14 protein-coding genes are annotated in these 16,766 nt (G+C 46.1%); 13 read left to right on the top strand and 1 reads right to left on the bottom strand.

Going from position 1 to position 16,766, the window contains the following annotated elements; all coding sequences use genetic code 11:
* Nucleotides 1-2 precede the first annotated feature (2 nt).
* From AC04Q4_RS04455 to AC04Q4_RS04395, 13 genes are all read left to right on the top strand, one after another.
* Nucleotides 3-1,256: an anti sigma factor C-terminal domain-containing protein gene (locus AC04Q4_RS04455; protein ID WP_476388574.1), complete on the top strand. Its 1,254-nt coding sequence runs from the start codon at nucleotides 3-5 to the stop codon at nucleotides 1,254-1,256.
* Between the two features lie 208 nt (nucleotides 1,257-1,464).
* On the top strand, nucleotides 1,465-2,805 hold the full coding sequence (locus tag AC04Q4_RS04450; protein WP_476388573.1) for an MATE family efflux transporter: 1,341 nt from the start codon (nucleotides 1,465-1,467) through the stop codon (nucleotides 2,803-2,805).
* 437 nt (nucleotides 2,806-3,242) lie between these two features.
* Nucleotides 3,243-4,469, top strand: a complete 1,227-nt coding sequence (gene cbiD / locus AC04Q4_RS04445; RefSeq protein ID WP_476388572.1) for a cobalt-precorrin-5B (C(1))-methyltransferase CbiD — start codon at nucleotides 3,243-3,245, stop codon at nucleotides 4,467-4,469.
* A gap of 96 nt (nucleotides 4,470-4,565) precedes the next feature.
* Complete coding sequence (cobI, locus tag AC04Q4_RS04440; protein WP_476388571.1) at nucleotides 4,566-5,267, top strand: precorrin-2 C(20)-methyltransferase; 702 nt, start codon at nucleotides 4,566-4,568, stop codon at nucleotides 5,265-5,267.
* 3 nt (nucleotides 5,268-5,270) lie between these two features.
* Nucleotides 5,271-6,029 carry a precorrin-4 C(11)-methyltransferase gene (gene cobM / locus AC04Q4_RS04435; RefSeq protein ID WP_173755816.1) on the top strand — a complete coding sequence of 253 codons (759 nt, stop codon included), beginning with the start codon at nucleotides 5,271-5,273 and terminating at the stop codon, nucleotides 6,027-6,029.
* A gap of 3 nt (nucleotides 6,030-6,032) precedes the next feature.
* A complete protein-coding gene (locus AC04Q4_RS04430; RefSeq protein ID WP_476388570.1) occupies nucleotides 6,033-7,124 on the top strand; it encodes a cobalamin biosynthesis protein in 1,092 nt (363 codons plus the stop codon).
* A complete protein-coding gene (gene cobJ / locus AC04Q4_RS04425; protein ID WP_173737751.1) occupies nucleotides 7,117-7,848 on the top strand; it encodes a precorrin-3B C(17)-methyltransferase in 732 nt (243 codons plus the stop codon). The genes AC04Q4_RS04430 and cobJ overlap by 8 nt, the downstream gene beginning before the upstream one ends.
* Nucleotides 7,841-9,814: a precorrin-6A reductase gene (gene cobK / locus AC04Q4_RS04420; protein WP_476388569.1), complete on the top strand. Its 1,974-nt coding sequence runs from the start codon at nucleotides 7,841-7,843 to the stop codon at nucleotides 9,812-9,814. Before cobJ ends, cobK begins: the two co-directional genes overlap by 8 nt.
* Nucleotides 9,815-11,212 carry a cobyrinic acid a,c-diamide synthase CobB gene (locus tag AC04Q4_RS04415; protein WP_195455261.1) on the top strand — a complete coding sequence of 466 codons (1,398 nt, stop codon included), beginning with the start codon at nucleotides 9,815-9,817 and terminating at the stop codon, nucleotides 11,210-11,212.
* Nucleotides 11,199-12,173 carry an adenosylcobinamide-phosphate synthase CbiB gene (gene cbiB, locus AC04Q4_RS04410; RefSeq protein ID WP_476388568.1) on the top strand — a complete coding sequence of 325 codons (975 nt, stop codon included), beginning with the start codon at nucleotides 11,199-11,201 and terminating at the stop codon, nucleotides 12,171-12,173. Before AC04Q4_RS04415 ends, cbiB begins: the two co-directional genes overlap by 14 nt.
* A 60-nt stretch (nucleotides 12,174-12,233) precedes the next feature.
* A complete protein-coding gene (gene cobD, locus AC04Q4_RS04405; RefSeq protein WP_476388567.1) occupies nucleotides 12,234-13,286 on the top strand; it encodes a threonine-phosphate decarboxylase CobD in 1,053 nt (350 codons plus the stop codon).
* Nucleotides 13,271-14,797: a cobyric acid synthase gene (locus tag AC04Q4_RS04400; RefSeq protein WP_476388566.1), complete on the top strand. Its 1,527-nt coding sequence runs from the start codon at nucleotides 13,271-13,273 to the stop codon at nucleotides 14,795-14,797. The genes cobD and AC04Q4_RS04400 overlap by 16 nt, the downstream gene beginning before the upstream one ends.
* The gene (locus AC04Q4_RS04395) at nucleotides 14,794-15,435 is read left to right on the top strand and encodes a precorrin-8X methylmutase (protein WP_173737756.1); all 642 of its coding nucleotides are present in this window, start codon (nucleotides 14,794-14,796) and stop codon (nucleotides 15,433-15,435) included. The genes AC04Q4_RS04400 and AC04Q4_RS04395 overlap by 4 nt, the downstream gene beginning before the upstream one ends.
* 11 nt (nucleotides 15,436-15,446) lie before the next feature.
* Here AC04Q4_RS04395 and pdxR read toward each other — a convergent pair whose 3' ends face one another.
* Entirely contained in the window at nucleotides 15,447-16,766 is a 1,320-nt protein-coding gene (pdxR, locus tag AC04Q4_RS04390; protein ID WP_476388565.1) for a MocR-like pyridoxine biosynthesis transcription factor PdxR, read from the bottom strand.

The raw sequence follows: 16,766 nt of genomic DNA, 5'->3' as shown, positions 1-16,766 counted from the left end.
TTATGACATACCGGGAACTTTTGAAATTATATAAAGAAGGTCAGCTGGATGAAGAAACGAAAAAAAAGATAGCAGCAGATATTGAACGTCAGGATGCGATCAGTGAGTATCTTTACGAAGAAGGAGAGATTCCAGGCCTGGAAGATCTGGAACCGGAGAAAACGGATGTTTTTTCGGGAACAGATAAAGAACAGAAAATAGAAAACGAACGTTTTATAAAAGAAATACGAAAAGCAGTGCGCAGAGCTCTTCTGAAAACAGGAATAGCGGTTGGCTGTGTTATCCTTGCTGTTATCCTGGGAGCGGTTTTCATATTTCCGAAAGTGGTTTCAGCATTATTTTATGATCCAAATGAAGTTGTCGGGGAGAATTCGGAAAATACAGATATTAAAACTACCAGAATGAGCCTGGATCTTTCTGTATATTCAGAATTGTTTCTTGCGGGAAACAGGAGAGATCAGGTGAATGCTGTTGACAGGGGGTACGGTGTGTATGATATTACAATTCCGCAAACAGTAAGCAGAAATGGGAAGTTTACGTCTGTCAGCGGTAAACTTGTCCGGGGAAAACTTACGTTATATGATAATAATGTGCTTAAGGTTCCTGGCTGGCGTTTTTATCTTCCGGGAGATGAAGAAGCCTGGGAGGCGTGGGAAGTTAATTCTGACGGAACTGAGACGAAGATAGATGGGAAAGAACGGAAAAAAGATAGCATCCGGGCATCTAAAGAGGAGATCGAACAGTACAGTGATACGGACTGGTATACAGCATATGTATCGCTTGATAAACTTACAGATTATAAAGAATTCATCCAATGGGCAGCAGCCTTTTCGAAGAAGGAAAATATGGATCTGGGAGATCTCTGGTGTGCAGTATATACGGACACATATACGAATGTAAACACAGGTTTTGTTCCGGAGCCATCGGGTTCCAGCATGAACTGGGACAGAGAGAAGTACCCGTATCTTTCGCTTCTGGATGATCATGATCCTTATGAAATGATTGATGAAACGGATGAAAAGGTCATGGAGACACATTATATAAGTCTTTTGTCTTATCTTGCAGATCATAGTGACATTATAAAAATGATGGATGTAACAGAAGATTTTGCTGATGGATGTCAGAATATGATCACTTATGTAAAAAAGAACGGATTAAAAATACAAGGTTTTGCTGCAAGTGTACAAAAAGAAACACTTTTGGAATTGTATGAAGAGGATCTGGTAGATTATATTGATACACAGCCGCAGAGTTGAATGTGTGTCAGCTGCTTTTGCACCGCAGGGATGAGAGATCTCTGCGGTGTTTTGTACGGCTTTATGCAGAAAATCGCCACAATTCAAGAAAAACACATAAAATATATTGGAAAAAATGAAAGAAAAGGGTATAATGTCTAAGAAAGCGTGACTAATAAATTACAGATAGATTTTTGTAAAATTTAAGAATAATCCAGGAGATGAAAACATGGAGCAGCAGCATATGTTTACAAACCGGATGATCCGTAATCTGCTGGTTCCGGTAGTGCTGGAACAGATTTTGAATTCGATAATGGGAACCGCAGATACCATGATGGTAAGCAATGTGGGATCTGCGGCTCTTTCTGCGGTTTCCCTTGTGGATTCCATCAATATACTTCTGATCCAGGCTTTTTCTGCGCTGGCAGCAGGAGGAGCTATTGTATGTGCACAGTATATCGGACAGAAGAATTATGAAAAAGCGAACATGTCAGCAAGACAGGTATTGTTTATCATTACAGCAATTTCAGTAGCTGTGTCTGCAGTTTGTCTGATTTTCCAGAAACCTCTTCTGAGACTGATATTCGGTGCAGTAGAAGCAGACGTCATGCATGCTTCTGAGACGTATTTCTTTTATACGGCATTGTCATTTCCGTTTATAGCTTCCTATGATGCAGCAGCATCTGTTTTCCGTGCTCAGGAGAATACAAAAGGACCGATGATCATATCTATGATCTCCAATATAATGAACATTGGCGGAAATGCGATACTGATCTGGGTATTTCATCTCGGAGTTGCAGGTGCGGCAATCTCAACACTGGTTTCCCGAATCTTTTGTGCTGTGGCAGTTTTGTATCAGCTCCGAAAAGACAGGCAGCCGATTGTTGTGCGGGATTATCTGAAGATCCGTCCGGACTGGTCTATGATCGGAAGAATCCTTGGACTTGGAATTCCGTCAGGAATCGAGAATAGTATGTTCCAGCTTGGAAAACTTGCGATCCAGTCAACAGTTTCCACACTGGGAACAGCGGCGATTGCTGCACAGGCTATGACAAATATCCTTGAGAACCTCAATGGAATTGCAGCGATCGGTGTAGGCGTAGGACTCATGACCATTGTTGGTCAGTGTCTCGGCGCCGGGCGAAAAGATGAAGCTGTCTATTACATAAAAAAACTCTGCGTGATCGCGGAGATCGTTATTATTGTAAGCTGTCTCACTGTATACGCACTGGCAAGACCGGTAACAATCCTCGGTGGCATGGAAAAATCCAGTGCTGCCATGTGCATCCACATGATCACGTGGATCACCATTGTAAAACCACTGGTATGGACCATGGCCTTTGTGCCGGGATATGGACTCCGGGCAGCAGGAGATGTGAAATTCTCCATGATCACATCATGCTGTACCATGTGGGCGTGCAGGTTCTGTCTCTGCATATTCCTCATAAGAGTCTTAGGCTTCGGCCCAATGGGAGTATGGATCGGAATGTTCGCCGACTGGACAGTACGAGGAATTCTATTCACGTGGAGATTCCACAGCCGGCGGTGGCTGAAGCACAAGGTAATTTGAGAAATTACCGTTAGCTTCCAGAAAAGTCAGCTGGTTGTTTTAACTGTTCACTGAGAATGGTTCTATTGGAAAATCAAGGGGAATGTTTATTCATTCGGAGAGGAATAGTAATAACAGGACAGCCTGCTATGCAGGCGCTTCCGTCCCTTATCATCAACCTGACACCAACTAGACAACATCGGCACAACGCTACACTCCCAATACCGCTGAATACATCATCCCTTCAAAATATCACATAGCCAACACCGTAGCTCAGCTGCGTGCCCAGAGGGGAGGAGCGCGAGGAGGGGAAACGGGCTTCGCAACTTTGAGTGCCTCCCCTCCTCGCAAACTTCCACAGCTTAAAAAGCAGAATTATATTATAAAAAGTAAAACACCCAATCAAAAAAATTTTCCTACAAAAAACTCATTAAAGAAAAAGGAGGTGCCAATGCAATATGACTGGTCTGGAAGATAAATACATTATAAAAAACAACAAACGCCTCCGCTATGGCTACACCACCGGTTCCTGCGCGGCAGGGGCAACCCGCGGCGCAGCCAGAATGCTACTCTCAGGAGAAGCTCTTTCAGAAGTAGAACTCCAAACCCCTAAGGGAATCACCCTGAATTTGCAGCTCCACGACATCACCAAAGGTGAAAAATATGTCTCCTGCGCAGTCCAGAAAGACGCAGGAGACGATCCCGACACCACCAACGGCATTCTGGTCTATGCAAAAGTCGAAAAGATTTCCGCTGAAGTAGCGAAGAACATTATAGATAATCAAAATACAGATTCAAAAAAAGTAATCATTCATTTCAGCATCATCCTTGACGGCGGCGTCGGTGTAGGCCGGGTCACAAAACCTGGTTTATCCCAGAAGGTGGGCGAAGCTGCCATCAACCCGGTTCCGAAGGCAATGATCCTTCGTGAGGCAGAAGAAGCAGCACAGGAATACGATTACGAAGGGTACCTGAAGATCACAATTTCCGTACCGGAGGGAGAAGAAATCTCAAAGAAAACCTTCAACCCTCGCCTGGGAATTATGGGAGGTATTTCCATTCTTGGAACAAGCGGTATTGTGGAGCCAATGAGCGAGCGAGCCCTGATCGCCAGCATCCAGGTGGAAATGAAACAGCATTTCTGCCAGGGAGAAAATTACATTCTGGTGACACCGGGAAATTATGGGGCTGATTATCTCAGGGAACATATGACGATTCCTTTTGAGAATAATATCAAATGCAGCAATTATGTAGGAGAAACCATAGATATGGCAATAGATATGGGTGTAAAAGGAATCCTTTTTGTAGCCCATATCGGTAAATTTGTAAAAGTTGCAGCAGGGATCATGAATACGCATTCTCACTGTGCAGATGGCAGAATGGAAGTTCTCTGTGCAAGTGCCATACGGGCAGGTGGTACATTGGAATGTGCCCGGGAGATTCTGGAGGCAGGAACAACAGACGAAGCCCTGGCTGTTATTGACAGGTATGGGATTCTGGAGGAAACGATGGCTATTGTGATGGAGAAGATACAGTTTTATCTGGATCATCGTTCTTATGAGCAGATCCTGCTTGGTGCAGTGGTATTCTCCAATGTATATGGACTGCTGGGGCAGACCCGGGATGCCAGGAAGCTGATGGGAGCGATTCAGGAGCAGGCAGATTCAAAGACTGACAAATTGTGAAAAATCGAATCAAGGAAGTTCCCTGCGGAGTTGCGAAAAGCAATAAGCAAGGTAGGAACTTGACTATAAAAAACAAACAACAGGAGGAAATAAAAAATGGCAGGTAAATTATACGGAATAGGTGTGGGACCGGGAGATCCGGAACTTCTTACTTTAAAAGCACTTCGTCTTGTAAAAGAGGCAGATGTCGTTGCTCTTCCGGGAAAAGTTCCGGAAGACACCGTAGCATTTAAGATCGTAGAAGGTGCATATCCGGAGCTTAGGAAAAAAGAACTTCTTGCGGTTCCGTTCCCTATGTCAAAAGATCCGGTAGTGCTAAAGAGCTATCATGATGAAGGAGCGGAAAAAGTTAAGGCAGTACTTGACCAGGGAAAAAATGTAGCATTTCTTACCCTTGGTGATCCGACTGTATATTCCACTTATCTTTACGTGCATCACAGACTTGTGGCACAGGGATATGAAACAGAAATCGTCTGTGGAATCACATCCTTCTGTGCAGTTTCCGCACGTCTGAACACAGGTCTTGTGGAGAAGGCAGAGCCTCTTCACGTAATCCCTGCATCTTACCAGATAGAGGATGCGCTGAAGCTTCCGGGAACCAAGGTACTTATGAAAGCCGGAAAGAAAATGAAAGATGTGAAAGCTGAGCTTCTTGCACAGGGCGCAGAAGCTATGATGATCGAGAACTGTGGCATGCCGGATGAGAAGATCTACAGAACTGCGGAAGAAATCCCGGAAGACGCAGGATATTATTCACTGATCATTATCAAAGAAAATAAAGAAAGGACTGAAGAATAGATTATGGTACATTTTGTAGGAGCAGGTCCGGGAGCACCGGATCTTATCACAGTAAGAGGAAAACAGTATTTAGAGGAAGCAGATGTGATCATTTATGCAGGATCTCTTGTTAATCCCAAGCTTCTGGAGTATTCCAAAGATGTCTGCACTATTCATAACAGTGCAAAAATGACTCTGGAGGAAGTGATCTCTGTTATGGAGAGAGCTGAGGCAGAAGGGAAGATGACTGTACGTCTCCATACAGGTGATCCATGTATCTACGGTGCGATCCGTGAGCAGATGGATATTCTGGATGAGAAAGGAATCCCTTATGATTCCTGCCCTGGAGTCAGTGCATTCTGCGGAGCAGCATCTGCACTGAACCTGGAGTACACACTTCCGGATATTTCCCAGAGCGTGATCATTACCAGAATGGAAGGAAGAACACCTGTACCTGCCAAAGAAAGCATTCAGTCGTTTGCAGCTCACAATGCAACAATGGTTATCTTCCTGAGCACAGGTATGCTGGAAGAGCTGAGCCGCAGACTTGTTGAGGGTGGATACCGTGAGGATACACCGGCAGCTATCGTTTACAAGGCAACCTGGCCGGATGAGAAGAAATTTATCTGTACAGTAGGAACTCTTGCGCAGACAGCAAAAGAGAACAACATCACAAAAACAGCACTGATGCTGGTTGGTGATGCAGTAAATGCAGCGCATTATGACAGATCCAAGCTTTATGATCCGGGATTTACAACAGAATTCCGTGAAGCTACGAAATAAGACATGAATATTGCGATTATTTGCTTCAGCATGACAGGACTGGAGACAGGGGAAAAACTTAAAAAAGCATTAACAGAAGAAGGAGAGCAGGTTACACTGGCAAAAAAGAGCCGCTATCTTTCGGACTCTATCGCTGTTTCCACCTCCCAGTGGGCAGGAGAACAGTTTCGGTCAGGGAAAGACGGCGTGATTTTTATCGGTGCCTGTGGGATCGCTGTTCGCAGCATTGCACCATACATTGTTGGGAAAAAAACAGACCCTGCAGTTCTTGTGATCGATGAGTGCGGGAATTTTGTGATCTCCCTTCTTTCCGGTCATCTGGGCGGAGCCAATGAGCTGGCACTTCGCTGTGCCGGATATCTTGAGGCAACGCCGGTCGTCACCACGGCGACAGATCTTCACAGCCGCTTTGCAGTAGATGTTTTTGCAAAAAAGAACGGCTGTGCCATCTTTCATATGAAAGCAGCTAAAGAAGCATCCGCAGCACTTCTCGCTGGAGAAAAGATCGGCTTTTACAGTGAATTTCCGTGGGAGGGAGAACTGCCGGAAGGACTGGTACTCTGTAACAGAGCTGGCAAGCCCCTGTGCAGGGAGTGTCTTGCTGTATCTTCTGGAGCAGACATTGCACCGCCGGAAACCGGCATCGCAGTAACCATCCACAGAAACTGTCTGCCGTTTCCAAACACAGTCCACGTAGTTCCGCCATCCGCAGTCTTAGGTATGGGCTGCCGCAGAGGAAAGGAAGCTGCTCCTATCCGGGAAGCAGCGGAAGAATGTCTGAAAGAAGCAGATATATACAAAGAAGCTCTTTGTGCTATTGCAAGCATTGACCTGAAAAAAGAAGAACCAGGTATTCTGGCCTTATCAGAAGCCTGGAGTCTTCCATTTCAGACCTTTGCAGAGGAAGAGCTGAAAGCAGTAAAAGGAGAATTTACTCCGTCAAAATTTGTCGAAAAAATAACAGGTGTGGATAATGTCTGTGAGCGCAGCGCAGTGCTGGCAAGCGGACAGGGTTCACTGATCAGAAAAAAAACAGGCCGGGACGGTGTAACCACCGCTCTTGCAGCCGGAAATCGGAGGATACATTTTGAGTAAAATTTATGTTGTGGGAATTGGCCCGGGTGCATATGACCAGATGACTGGAAGAGCGATCCGTGCATTAAATGAAAGTGATGTGATCATCGGCTACACAGTATATGTTGACCTTGTAAAGGAGTATTTTGCAGGAAAAGAATTCATGACAACACCGATGAAAAAAGAGGTAGACCGCTGTGTACTTGCTTTTGAGGAAGCAAAAAAAGGCAGGACAGTTTCCATGATCTGCAGCGGAGATGCAGGGGTCTACGGTATGGCCGGTCTGATGTATGAGGTTGGAGAAAACTATCCGGATGTAGAGCTTACTATTATCCCGGGAGTTACCGCAGCAACAGGCGGGGCAGCAGTTCTTGGCGCACCGCTGATCCACGATTTCTGTCTCATCAGCCTGAGTGACCTTCTTACTCCGTGGGAAAAGATTGAGGCAAGACTTCTTGCTGCTGCACAGGCTGATTTTGTAGTGTGTCTCTACAATCCGTCCAGCAGAAAGCGTAAGGATTATCTTCAGAAAGCATGTGACCTGATGATGAAATATAAATCACCTGATACAGTCTGCGGAACTGTTGCACAGATCGCAAGAGATGGCGAGACTGCACAGGTCATGACCTTAAAAGAACTTCGCGACACAGAAGTAGATATGTTTACCACTGTCTTTGTGGGAAATTCCCAGACAAAGAATATCGGTGGCAGGATGGTAACACCAAGGGGATATAAGAATGTATAAAGCCATTGTTTTTGCCGGCACAACAGAAGGCTACGCGATCTGCAATTTTCTTGCAGAGAACGGAGTTTCTGTTTATGCCTGTGCAGCTACGGAGTATGGCGGCTCCCTCCTTAAGGAAAATGAGTTCCTTCATGTCAGTGCCGGAAGGCTGAAAACAGAAGATATGGAGGAGCTTTTCCATAAGGCGGCGCCGGAGGTCGTTCTGGATGCCACTCATCCGTATGCAGCAGAAGTAACAAAAAATATCCGGAAAGCCTGTGAAAATGCAGGGGTAAGATATCAGAGGGTTCTTCGTCCGGAGGGAGACAAAAGCAGTGAAGCTGTTTATGTGGAGAGCCCGGAAGAAGCAGCAGAATTCCTGTCCGGAACAGAGGGGAATATTTTTCTCACAACAGGCAGCAAGGAATTGGCGAAGTTTACCGTGATCCCAGATTACAAAGAGCGTATTTTTGCACGGGTGCTGTCTGTTCCGTCTGTGATCCAGTCCTGTGCGGAGCTTGGTATTGAGGGAAAACATCTCATAGGCATGCAGGGACCTTTTTCAGCAGAGATCAATGAGGCTATGCTGCGCCAGTTTCAGTGCAGTTACCTGGTGACAAAGGATACTGGCCTTGCGGGAGGTTTTCCGGAAAAGATCGAAGCCTGTCAGAGATGTGGGGCCACACCTGTGATCATTGGCCGTCCTTTAAAAGAGGAAGGTCTTTCCCTGCCTGAGGCAAGAGGCTTTCTGGCGAAATTTTTCAATCTGAAGCTGTCTCAGAAGATTTCCCTTGTGGGAATTGGGATGGGTGCAGAGAAAACACTGACTCTGGAGGGAAAGAAAGCTTTTGATGAGGCAGAGCTTCTTATTGGGGCAAAACGTATGACAGAAGCCGTACAGAAGCCAGGTCAGAGTGTTCTCCATGAATACCGCAGTGAGAGAATTGTGGAATATATCAAAGCACATCCTGAGTATCGTACGGTTGCCATTGCTCTTTCCGGAGATGTGGGATTTTACAGCGGTGCTAAGAAACTGGTTGATCTTCTGGAAGGCAATGTGGAAGTGATCTGCGGAATTTCATCTGTTGTATATTTTATGGCAAAGATCGGCTTTTCCTGGGATGACGCGAAGATCGTCAGTGCCCATGGCAGAAAATGCAATCTTGTATCACTGATCCGTCATAATCCGAAAGTGTTTTCCATTCTCGGAACAGAGGACGGAGTAGCATCCCTTGCAAAGAAGCTGGTGTACTACGGAATGGGAGATGTTATCCTTTATGTAGGAGAAAATCTTTCCTATGAAAATGAGAAGATCTTCCACGATAAAGCAGAGAATCTTACAGAATACCGTGGAGATGCCTTAAGTGTGGTAACTGCGTACAACGAGGAGGCGACTCCCTTAAATGCTGTACACGGGATCCGCGATGAGGAATTTTTACGGGGCAAAGCACCTATGACAAAAGAAGAAGTGCGTACAGTTTCCCTTTCCAAGCTGTGTCTTGCAGAAGATTCCGTATGTTACGATGTAGGAGCTGGTACAGGGTCTGTTTCCATTGAGATGGCTCTTCGTGCATGGAATGGTGAGGTCTATGCAATCGAGAAGAAAGAGGATGCCCTGGGGCTTTTAAAAGAAAACAGGCAGAAATTTGCAGTGGATAATCTTAAGATCATACCCGGAATAGCACCTGAGGCTATGATAGAACTGCCTGTTCCGACTCATGCGTTTATCGGCGGCTCATCAGGAAATATGAATGAGATCGTAAAACTTCTTCTGGAAAAAAATCCGGAGGTTCGTATTGTGATCAACTGTATCACACTGGAAACTGTGACAGAAGCCATGAATGCTATCCGTGATTTTAATCTGACAGATGTGGATATTGTGCAGCTTGGTGCAGCCAGATCCAAAACTGTTGGAAGATATCATATGATGATGGGTGAGAACCCGATTTATATTATTTCCTGCAGCGGAAGAGGGGAGGAAGTTTAAGTGAAGATCCCAAGAGTGCTTCTTGCAGCAGGAGCCAGCGGAAGCGGAAAAACTTTGATCACCTGCGGCCTCCTTCAGGCACTGGTTAACCGCAATTTAAAAACAGCTTCTTTCAAATGCGGGCCGGATTATATTGATCCTATGTTCCACAGCCGTGTTATTGGAACGAAATCACGAAATCTGGACACTTTTTTTACAGGAGAAGACAGAACAAGATATCTTCTGGCAAAAAACGCTGCAGGTTATGATATAGCGGTGATGGAAGGGGTTATGGGTTATTACGATGGCGTTGCGGGAACCACTACGAAGGCCAGTGCCTATGATCTGGCTTCCACCACAGATACACCGGTGATCCTGATCGTCAACAGCCGCGGGATGAGCGTGTCTCTGGCTGCCTATGTAAAAGGGTTCCTGGAATATAAGAAGGACAGCCATATCAGAGGAGTAATTTTCAACCAGATGTCTCCCATGCTGTATCCCAGGATGAAGGCACTTCTGGAAGAAGAATTATCTATAAAGGTTCTGGGATATGTTCCGAAAGTGGAGGACTGCGTGATCGAGAGCCGCCACTTAGGGCTGGTGCTTCCCGAAGAGATACCGGAGCTTAAAATCCGTCTTCAGAAGCTTTCCGAAGTGCTGGAAAAAACTCTGGATATTGACGGAATCCTTGCTCTTGCACAAGAAGCACCGGAGCTTGAGACATCCGCAGATCTTAAAAGCGAGAATCCGGCATTCGGCTATCATACTGATGAAAAAGTGCGCATCGGTGTGGCTGATGATGAAGCGTTCTGCTTCTTTTATGCAGATAATTTTAGCCTTCTGGAACAGATGGGTGCAGAACTTGTACATTTTTCCCCTGTTCACGAGAGCAAGCTTCCGGAAGAACTGGATGGACTTCTGCTCTGTGGCGGCTATCCGGAATTAAACGGAGAGGCACTGGAGAACAACCAGGCCATGTGCAGTGCAGTCAGGGAGGCTATTGCCGGGGGAATGCCCTGTCTTGCAGAATGTGGAGGCTTTATGTATCTTCATCAGGAGATGGAGACTATGGATGGAAAATTCCGTAAACTCTGCGGAGTGATTCCGGGAAAAGCGTTCCGGACGCCGAAACTGAACCGATTCGGTTATATCACCCTTACAGAAAAAGAGGATACCGGACTTGGAGAGATTCCTGCCCATGAATTCCATTATTTCGATTCCACCAACTGCGGAGAAGATTTCCATGCGGCAAAACCGGCATCAAAGCGAGGCTGGGACTGTATTCATAAAGAAGGCCGCCTGATGGCAGGATTCCCTCATCTTTATTATTATGGAAATCCGGAGGTTCCGGCGCGCTTCCTCAGCAATGCACAGGATTATAAGAAGGAACGGAGGCAGAGAAAAAATGCTGAAATATAGTCTGCCGGCACTTGCCATCGGTTTTGTGCTGGATCTTCTCATCGGAGACCCGAGATGGCTTTACCATCCTATCTGTGTGATCGGAAATCTGATTGCAGTACTAGAAAAAGCGATCCGCAGAGTTTTTCCAAAAAGCAATGGAGGCGAGCTGGCAGGAGGTTTCGTGATTGTAGTTCTGATCTGCCTGTTCAGCGGCGGTGTACCGCTTCTTGTTCTTCATTATCTTTACCGTTTTCTGCCTGTGGCAGGTTTTGTGCTGGAGACATTCTGGTGCTATCAGCTTCTGGCAACACGTTCTCTGAAGGATGAGAGCATGAAGGTTTATGACCGCCTGAAAAACGGAACTCTGGATGAAGCACGTTATGCAGTTTCCATGATCGTTGGCCGTGACACTAGGGAGCTGACAGAGACCGGTGTTACGAAAGCGGCAGTAGAAACTGTTGCAGAGAATGCTTCCGACGGTGTGATCGCCCCGATGTTCTATATGGCTATTGGCGGCGTGCCGCTGATGTTCCTTTATAAAGGCATTAACACCATGGATTCCATGCTTGGATACAAGAATGATAAATATCTGTATTTTGGACGCGTGGCGGCGAAGCTTGATGATGTGGCCAACTATATTCCAGCCAGGATTTCAGGATGGCTGATGGTAGCAGGAACTGTTTTTGCAGGAATGGATACAAAAAATGCGGCAAAGATCTATCGTAGGGATCGCCGCAACCACGCAAGTCCCAATTCAGCACAGACAGAGGCTGCCATGGCTGGTGCCCTGGATGTACAGCTTGCGGGAAATGCGTATTATTTTGGAAAATTATATGAAAAACCAACGATTGGTGACCCGATCCGTCCGGTAGAGCCGGAAGATATCAAAAGAGCCAATCGTCTGATGTATGCGGCATCAACACTGGGAGTTGTCGTATTTCTTCTGATCAGCGGAGCAGTCCGGATGCTGTTTTTCTGATCAGAAGGAATTATGGCGTTCCGGGAAATCAACGAAGTGAAACATACAGGAGAGTAACCAATGACAAAACACATACATGGAGGAGACGTTTACAAATACAGGAACTGCATTGATTTTTCTGCGAATCTGAATCCTCTGGGAACACCGGAAAGTGTGAAAAAGGCTATTTGTGACAGCCTGGATCATATTGCCGAGTATCCGCAGGTGGGTAGTGAGCTTCTCAGAGAAAAGATCGCAGAGTATGAAGGTGTTAAGACAGAAGAAGTGATCTGCGGAAACGGTGCGGCAGAAGTGATTTTTACCTTGTGCCGTGCAGTAAATCCGAAGAAAGCACTGATCCCGGCACCTACATTTGCGGAGTACGGACAGGCACTAGCCAGTACAGGATGTGAGCTGGAATATTACATGCTGACTGAGAATGAGGGATTCGTGCTGGGAGAAGCTTATCTGGATATTCTGCATAAGGGTCTGGATATGGCATTTCTCTGCAATCCCAATAATCCTACAGGCATGCTGATCCCGCACTGTCTTTTAAAAAAGATACTGGAGAAGAGCAGAAAGCTGGGAATCCTTCTTGTTGTAGATGAGTGTTTCCTTGATTTTGTAAAAGAACCGCAGGAATATTCCCTGAAACGGTCGCTTTCCGGATTTAATAATCTTTTTATCCTGAAAGCATTCACAAAAAGGTACGCCATGGCTGGAGTACGTCTGGGTTACGGCCTTTGTTCCAATCGTGTTCTTCTGGATAAGATGGAACGGAATGTTCAGCCCTGGAATGTTTCCACAATGGCTCAGGCAGCCGGTATTCAGGCACTTTCAGAAACTGAATATGTGGAAAAAGGACGCCAGCTTGTTTTCAGGGAGTCACAGTGGCTGAAAGAAGAGATGACCCGCATCGGGTATAAGGTATTTCCGTCAGAAGCCAATTATATTTTCTTTAAGGGACCGGAGGAGCTTTTTGATTTCTGTCTGCGAAAGAGAATCGTGATCCGCGACTGCAGCAATTATCCGGGGCTTACAAAAGGTTATTACAGGATCGCTGTAAAGACGCATGAAGAAAATGTAAAACTGATTGAAGTACTTGAGGGAGGTATATTATGGCAAAAGCAATAATGGTACAGGGAACCATGTCCAATGCTGGAAAGAGTCTGCTGGCTGCAGGGCTTTGTAGAATCTTCAGGCAGGACGGATATAAGGTGGCTCCCTTTAAGTCACAGAATATGGCACTGAATTCCTTTATTACGGAAGATGGCCTGGAGATGGGACGGGCACAGGTTATGCAGGCCGAGGCAGCAGGGATCAAACCATCTGTTCTTATGAATCCCATCCTTCTGAAACCTACCAATGATGTAGGCTCTCAGGTGATCGTAAACGGCGAAGTTCTTGGAACTATGAGTGCCAGAGATTATTTCAAATACAAAAAGAAACTTGTTCCGGATGTAATGAAAGCCTACAATGCTCTTGCAGCTGAAAACGATATCATCGTTATCGAAGGCGCAGGAAGTCCGGCTGAGATCAATCTCAAAGATGAGGACATTGTAAATATGGGAATGGCGAAGATGGCCAAGGCACCGGTACTTCTTGTAGGAGATATTGACAGAGGCGGGGTTTTTGCACAGCTGATCGGTACGGTGGAGCTTCTGGAAGAAGATGAAAAAGCCATGGTCAAGGGTCTCATCATAAACAAATTCCGCGGAGATAAGACCATCCTTGATCCTGGCGTTGAGATGCTGGAAGAGAGAAGTGGCATTCCTGTTGTGGGTGTTGCTCCGTATCTTGATATCCAGGTAGAAGATGAAGATAGCCTGACAGAGCGTTTTGATCGGAAACAGGAAGCTGGTGTGATCGATATTGCGGTGATCCGTACGCCAAGGATTTCCAACTTTACGGATTTCAATCCGTTTGAGAGTATCCCCGGAGTTTCCCTCCGCTATGTAAAACATCCGAGAGATCTTCATTCTCCGGACATGATCATCCTGCCGGGAACAAAGAACACAATGGGCGATCTGATCTGGATGAGGGAAAGCGGTATGGAGGCAGCTGTTCTCAAAGAGGCTTCCAGAGGAAAGCTGATTTTCGGTGTCTGCGGCGGCTATCAGATGCTGGGAGAAACTTTGAGCGATCCTCATGGCGTGGAGAATGGCGGTTCCATGAAAGGTATGGGACTTCTTCCTATGGATACTGTATTTGCAGAGAAGAAAACAAGAACAAGGGTACAGGGACATTTCGGAGAACTTTCCGGTGTGTTTGCACATCTTTCAGGCGCAGAAGTGGAAGGCTATGAGATTCATATGGGTGAGAGTATCCTGAAAGCGGAAGCTGGTACAGCTACCAGGATCACAGACAGTGTCAGCGGCGAGAAGAAAGAAGAAGGTGCTTTTGCAGGAAATGTCTGCGGAACCTATATCCACGGAGTTTTTGACAAGGAGGAATCAGCTGAAGCCATTATCCGTGTGATCGGTGAGAAAAAAGGCATTGATGTGGAAAATATGACAGGTGTTGACTTTGCGGCATTTAAGGAACAGCAGTATGATATTCTGGCAGCAGAGCTTCGAAAACATATGGATATGAAAAAAATCTATGAAATCCTGGAGAACGGGATCGCGGAGGACGAAGAGAAATGAAAGTAGAGCTTGAAAATGTAAAACCTATGGAGATCGAAAAAAGAAGCTTTGAGATCATCACAGAGGAGCTTGGGGACACACCTCTGATCCCTGGGACAGAACTGATCGTAAAACGCTGCATTCATACAAGTGCAGATTTTGATTATGCAAAAAATCTCTGCTTTTCCGAAGATGCTGTGGAACGAGCACTGGAAGCCATCCGTAATGGGGCGTGCATTGTAACAGACACGCAGATGGCAAAAGCAGGAATCAATAAACGTGCACTTGCAAGATACGGCGGTGAGGTGTTCTGCTTCATGTCTGATGAAGATGTTGCTGCAATGGCGAAAAAGAACGGAACAACAAGAGCTACAGCCAGCATGGATAAAGCAGCATCCATGAATGAAAAGCTGATCTTTGCCATTGGAAATGCACCAACCGCGCTGGTTCGTCTTTATGAGCTGATCGAAGAGGGGAAGATTTCCCCTGAGCTGATCATCGGCGTGCCGGTGGGATTTGTAAATGTTGTACAGTCCAAGGAGCTGATCATGCATGCAGATGTGCCTTACATTGTTGCAAAAGGACGTAAAGGCGGAAGTAACATTGCAGCGTGCATTGTGAACGCACTACTTTATATGATCGATAACAGAAGAGATTGATAACCATAATCTTAAAGATTGTCTGCCACGCTTTTCAGAAGCTGGCAGGCAGGCAGAAAATCATTCACAGGAATGGAAGAACAGGAGAGAACAAGGGTGATATCATTCTCTGTTTCGTTTAAGATTTCCAGGCGCAGCCCCTGTAAGCGGGCTGCCTTTTTTAATTGTTCGCCGGTGGATGAACAGGGGATGGTAAGAGCCAGGCTGGTGCCTGCTGCCCCTGTTATGATCTGGCAGTTTTTTCCAAAAGTATTCTTCACGGCAGCAGTGAGAGCTTTCAGCTTCTGTGCATAAAGGCGGCGAAGTTTCCTTGTCTGGGAAAGCATGTGGCCGTCCCGGATGAATTGACAGAGAGCAATCTGTTCTGCCTTGGAAGCTGTCTGATTATACCGGGCTGCTTTTTTTTCGTATAATTCCCGGAGAGATGGGGGCAGTACCATAAAGCTGACACGAATGGAAGGAAGCAGCAGTCTGGAAAAAGATCCGATATAGATTACATTCTCTCCGCCTGCAAGTCCGAACAGGGATGGAGTTGGCTTCTGGAGATAAACGAATTCGTTTTCGAAATCATCTTCAATGATAAGGTGTCCGTTGGCCTCTGCGTGGCGGATCAGTTCCAGACGTCGTTTCACAGGCATGATCTCACCCCATTTGGTCATATGTGCAGGGGATACGTAGATCACATCGCAGGTTTTGTCACGGTAATGGACGTCGAATCCGTAATCCTCAAAAACTGTGCTGCCCTGGATAAAGGAGGGGGTAGGGAACGAAACGGTCTTACGTTCACGGAGCAGAGGACAGAGGATCTGGAGGAGACTTTGGAGACCGGCACCAACCACAATATCGTCTGGAGAGCAGATCACGTTCCTACGTTCCCGGATGTAGTCGGAGAGAACTTCACGAAAATCCTTTTCTCCCTGAGGCTCTCCGTAGGAAAGCATACGTTCATCCTGGCGGAGTGCACTTTTGATATAGCGCTGCCAGAGGTCGAATCGGAAACTCTCCCTGTCAACGCCGGAGGAGGCGAAATCGTAGATACAGGGAATGATGTTCCGGGGATGTTTTTCCAGTGCATGCGGATGCTGTTTTCTGGCAATATCGGTGACATAGTAACCGCTCTGGGCTCTTGCGATAATGTAGCCGTCTGCGGCAAGCTGGAGATAGGCATTCTCAATGGTGGTGCGGCTTAGCTTAAGTTCCTGGGCACATTTGCGAAGAGATGGCATCTTGCTGCCCGGGAGAAGACGGTTCTCCATGATCAGTTTTCTGTAGTAGTGATACACTTCCAGATAAAGATGTTCTTTTTTATGTTTTGTGGATATATTTAACAT

The organism is Blautia sp. HA8986, from assembly GCF_056504635.1.
This window is presented reverse-complemented; position numbering and strand designations above follow the sequence as displayed.

Excerpts from the sequence above, each read along its gene's own strand:
- AC04Q4_RS04455 (WP_476388574.1), top strand. The coding sequence starts at position 3 with ATGACATACCGGGAACTTTTGAAATTATATAAAGAAGGTCAGCTGGAT.
- AC04Q4_RS04450 (WP_476388573.1), top strand. The coding sequence starts at position 1,465 with ATGGAGCAGCAGCATATGTTTACAAACCGGATGATCCGTAATCTGCTG.
- cbiD (WP_476388572.1), top strand. The coding sequence starts at position 3,243 with ATGACTGGTCTGGAAGATAAATACATTATAAAAAACAACAAACGCCTC.
- cobI (WP_476388571.1), top strand. The coding sequence starts at position 4,566 with ATGGCAGGTAAATTATACGGAATAGGTGTGGGACCGGGAGATCCGGAA.
- cobM (WP_173755816.1), top strand. The coding sequence starts at position 5,271 with ATGGTACATTTTGTAGGAGCAGGTCCGGGAGCACCGGATCTTATCACA.
- AC04Q4_RS04430 (WP_476388570.1), top strand. The coding sequence starts at position 6,033 with ATGAATATTGCGATTATTTGCTTCAGCATGACAGGACTGGAGACAGGG.
- cobK (WP_476388569.1), top strand. The coding sequence starts at position 7,841 with ATGTATAAAGCCATTGTTTTTGCCGGCACAACAGAAGGCTACGCGATC.
- cbiB (WP_476388568.1), top strand. The coding sequence starts at position 11,199 with ATGCTGAAATATAGTCTGCCGGCACTTGCCATCGGTTTTGTGCTGGAT.
- cobD (WP_476388567.1), top strand. The coding sequence starts at position 12,234 with ATGACAAAACACATACATGGAGGAGACGTTTACAAATACAGGAACTGC.
- AC04Q4_RS04400 (WP_476388566.1), top strand. The coding sequence starts at position 13,271 with ATGGCAAAAGCAATAATGGTACAGGGAACCATGTCCAATGCTGGAAAG.
- AC04Q4_RS04395 (WP_173737756.1), top strand. The coding sequence starts at position 14,794 with ATGAAAGTAGAGCTTGAAAATGTAAAACCTATGGAGATCGAAAAAAGA.
- pdxR (WP_476388565.1), bottom strand. The coding sequence starts at position 16,766 with ATGTTAAATATATCCACAAAACATAAAAAAGAACATCTTTATCTGGAA.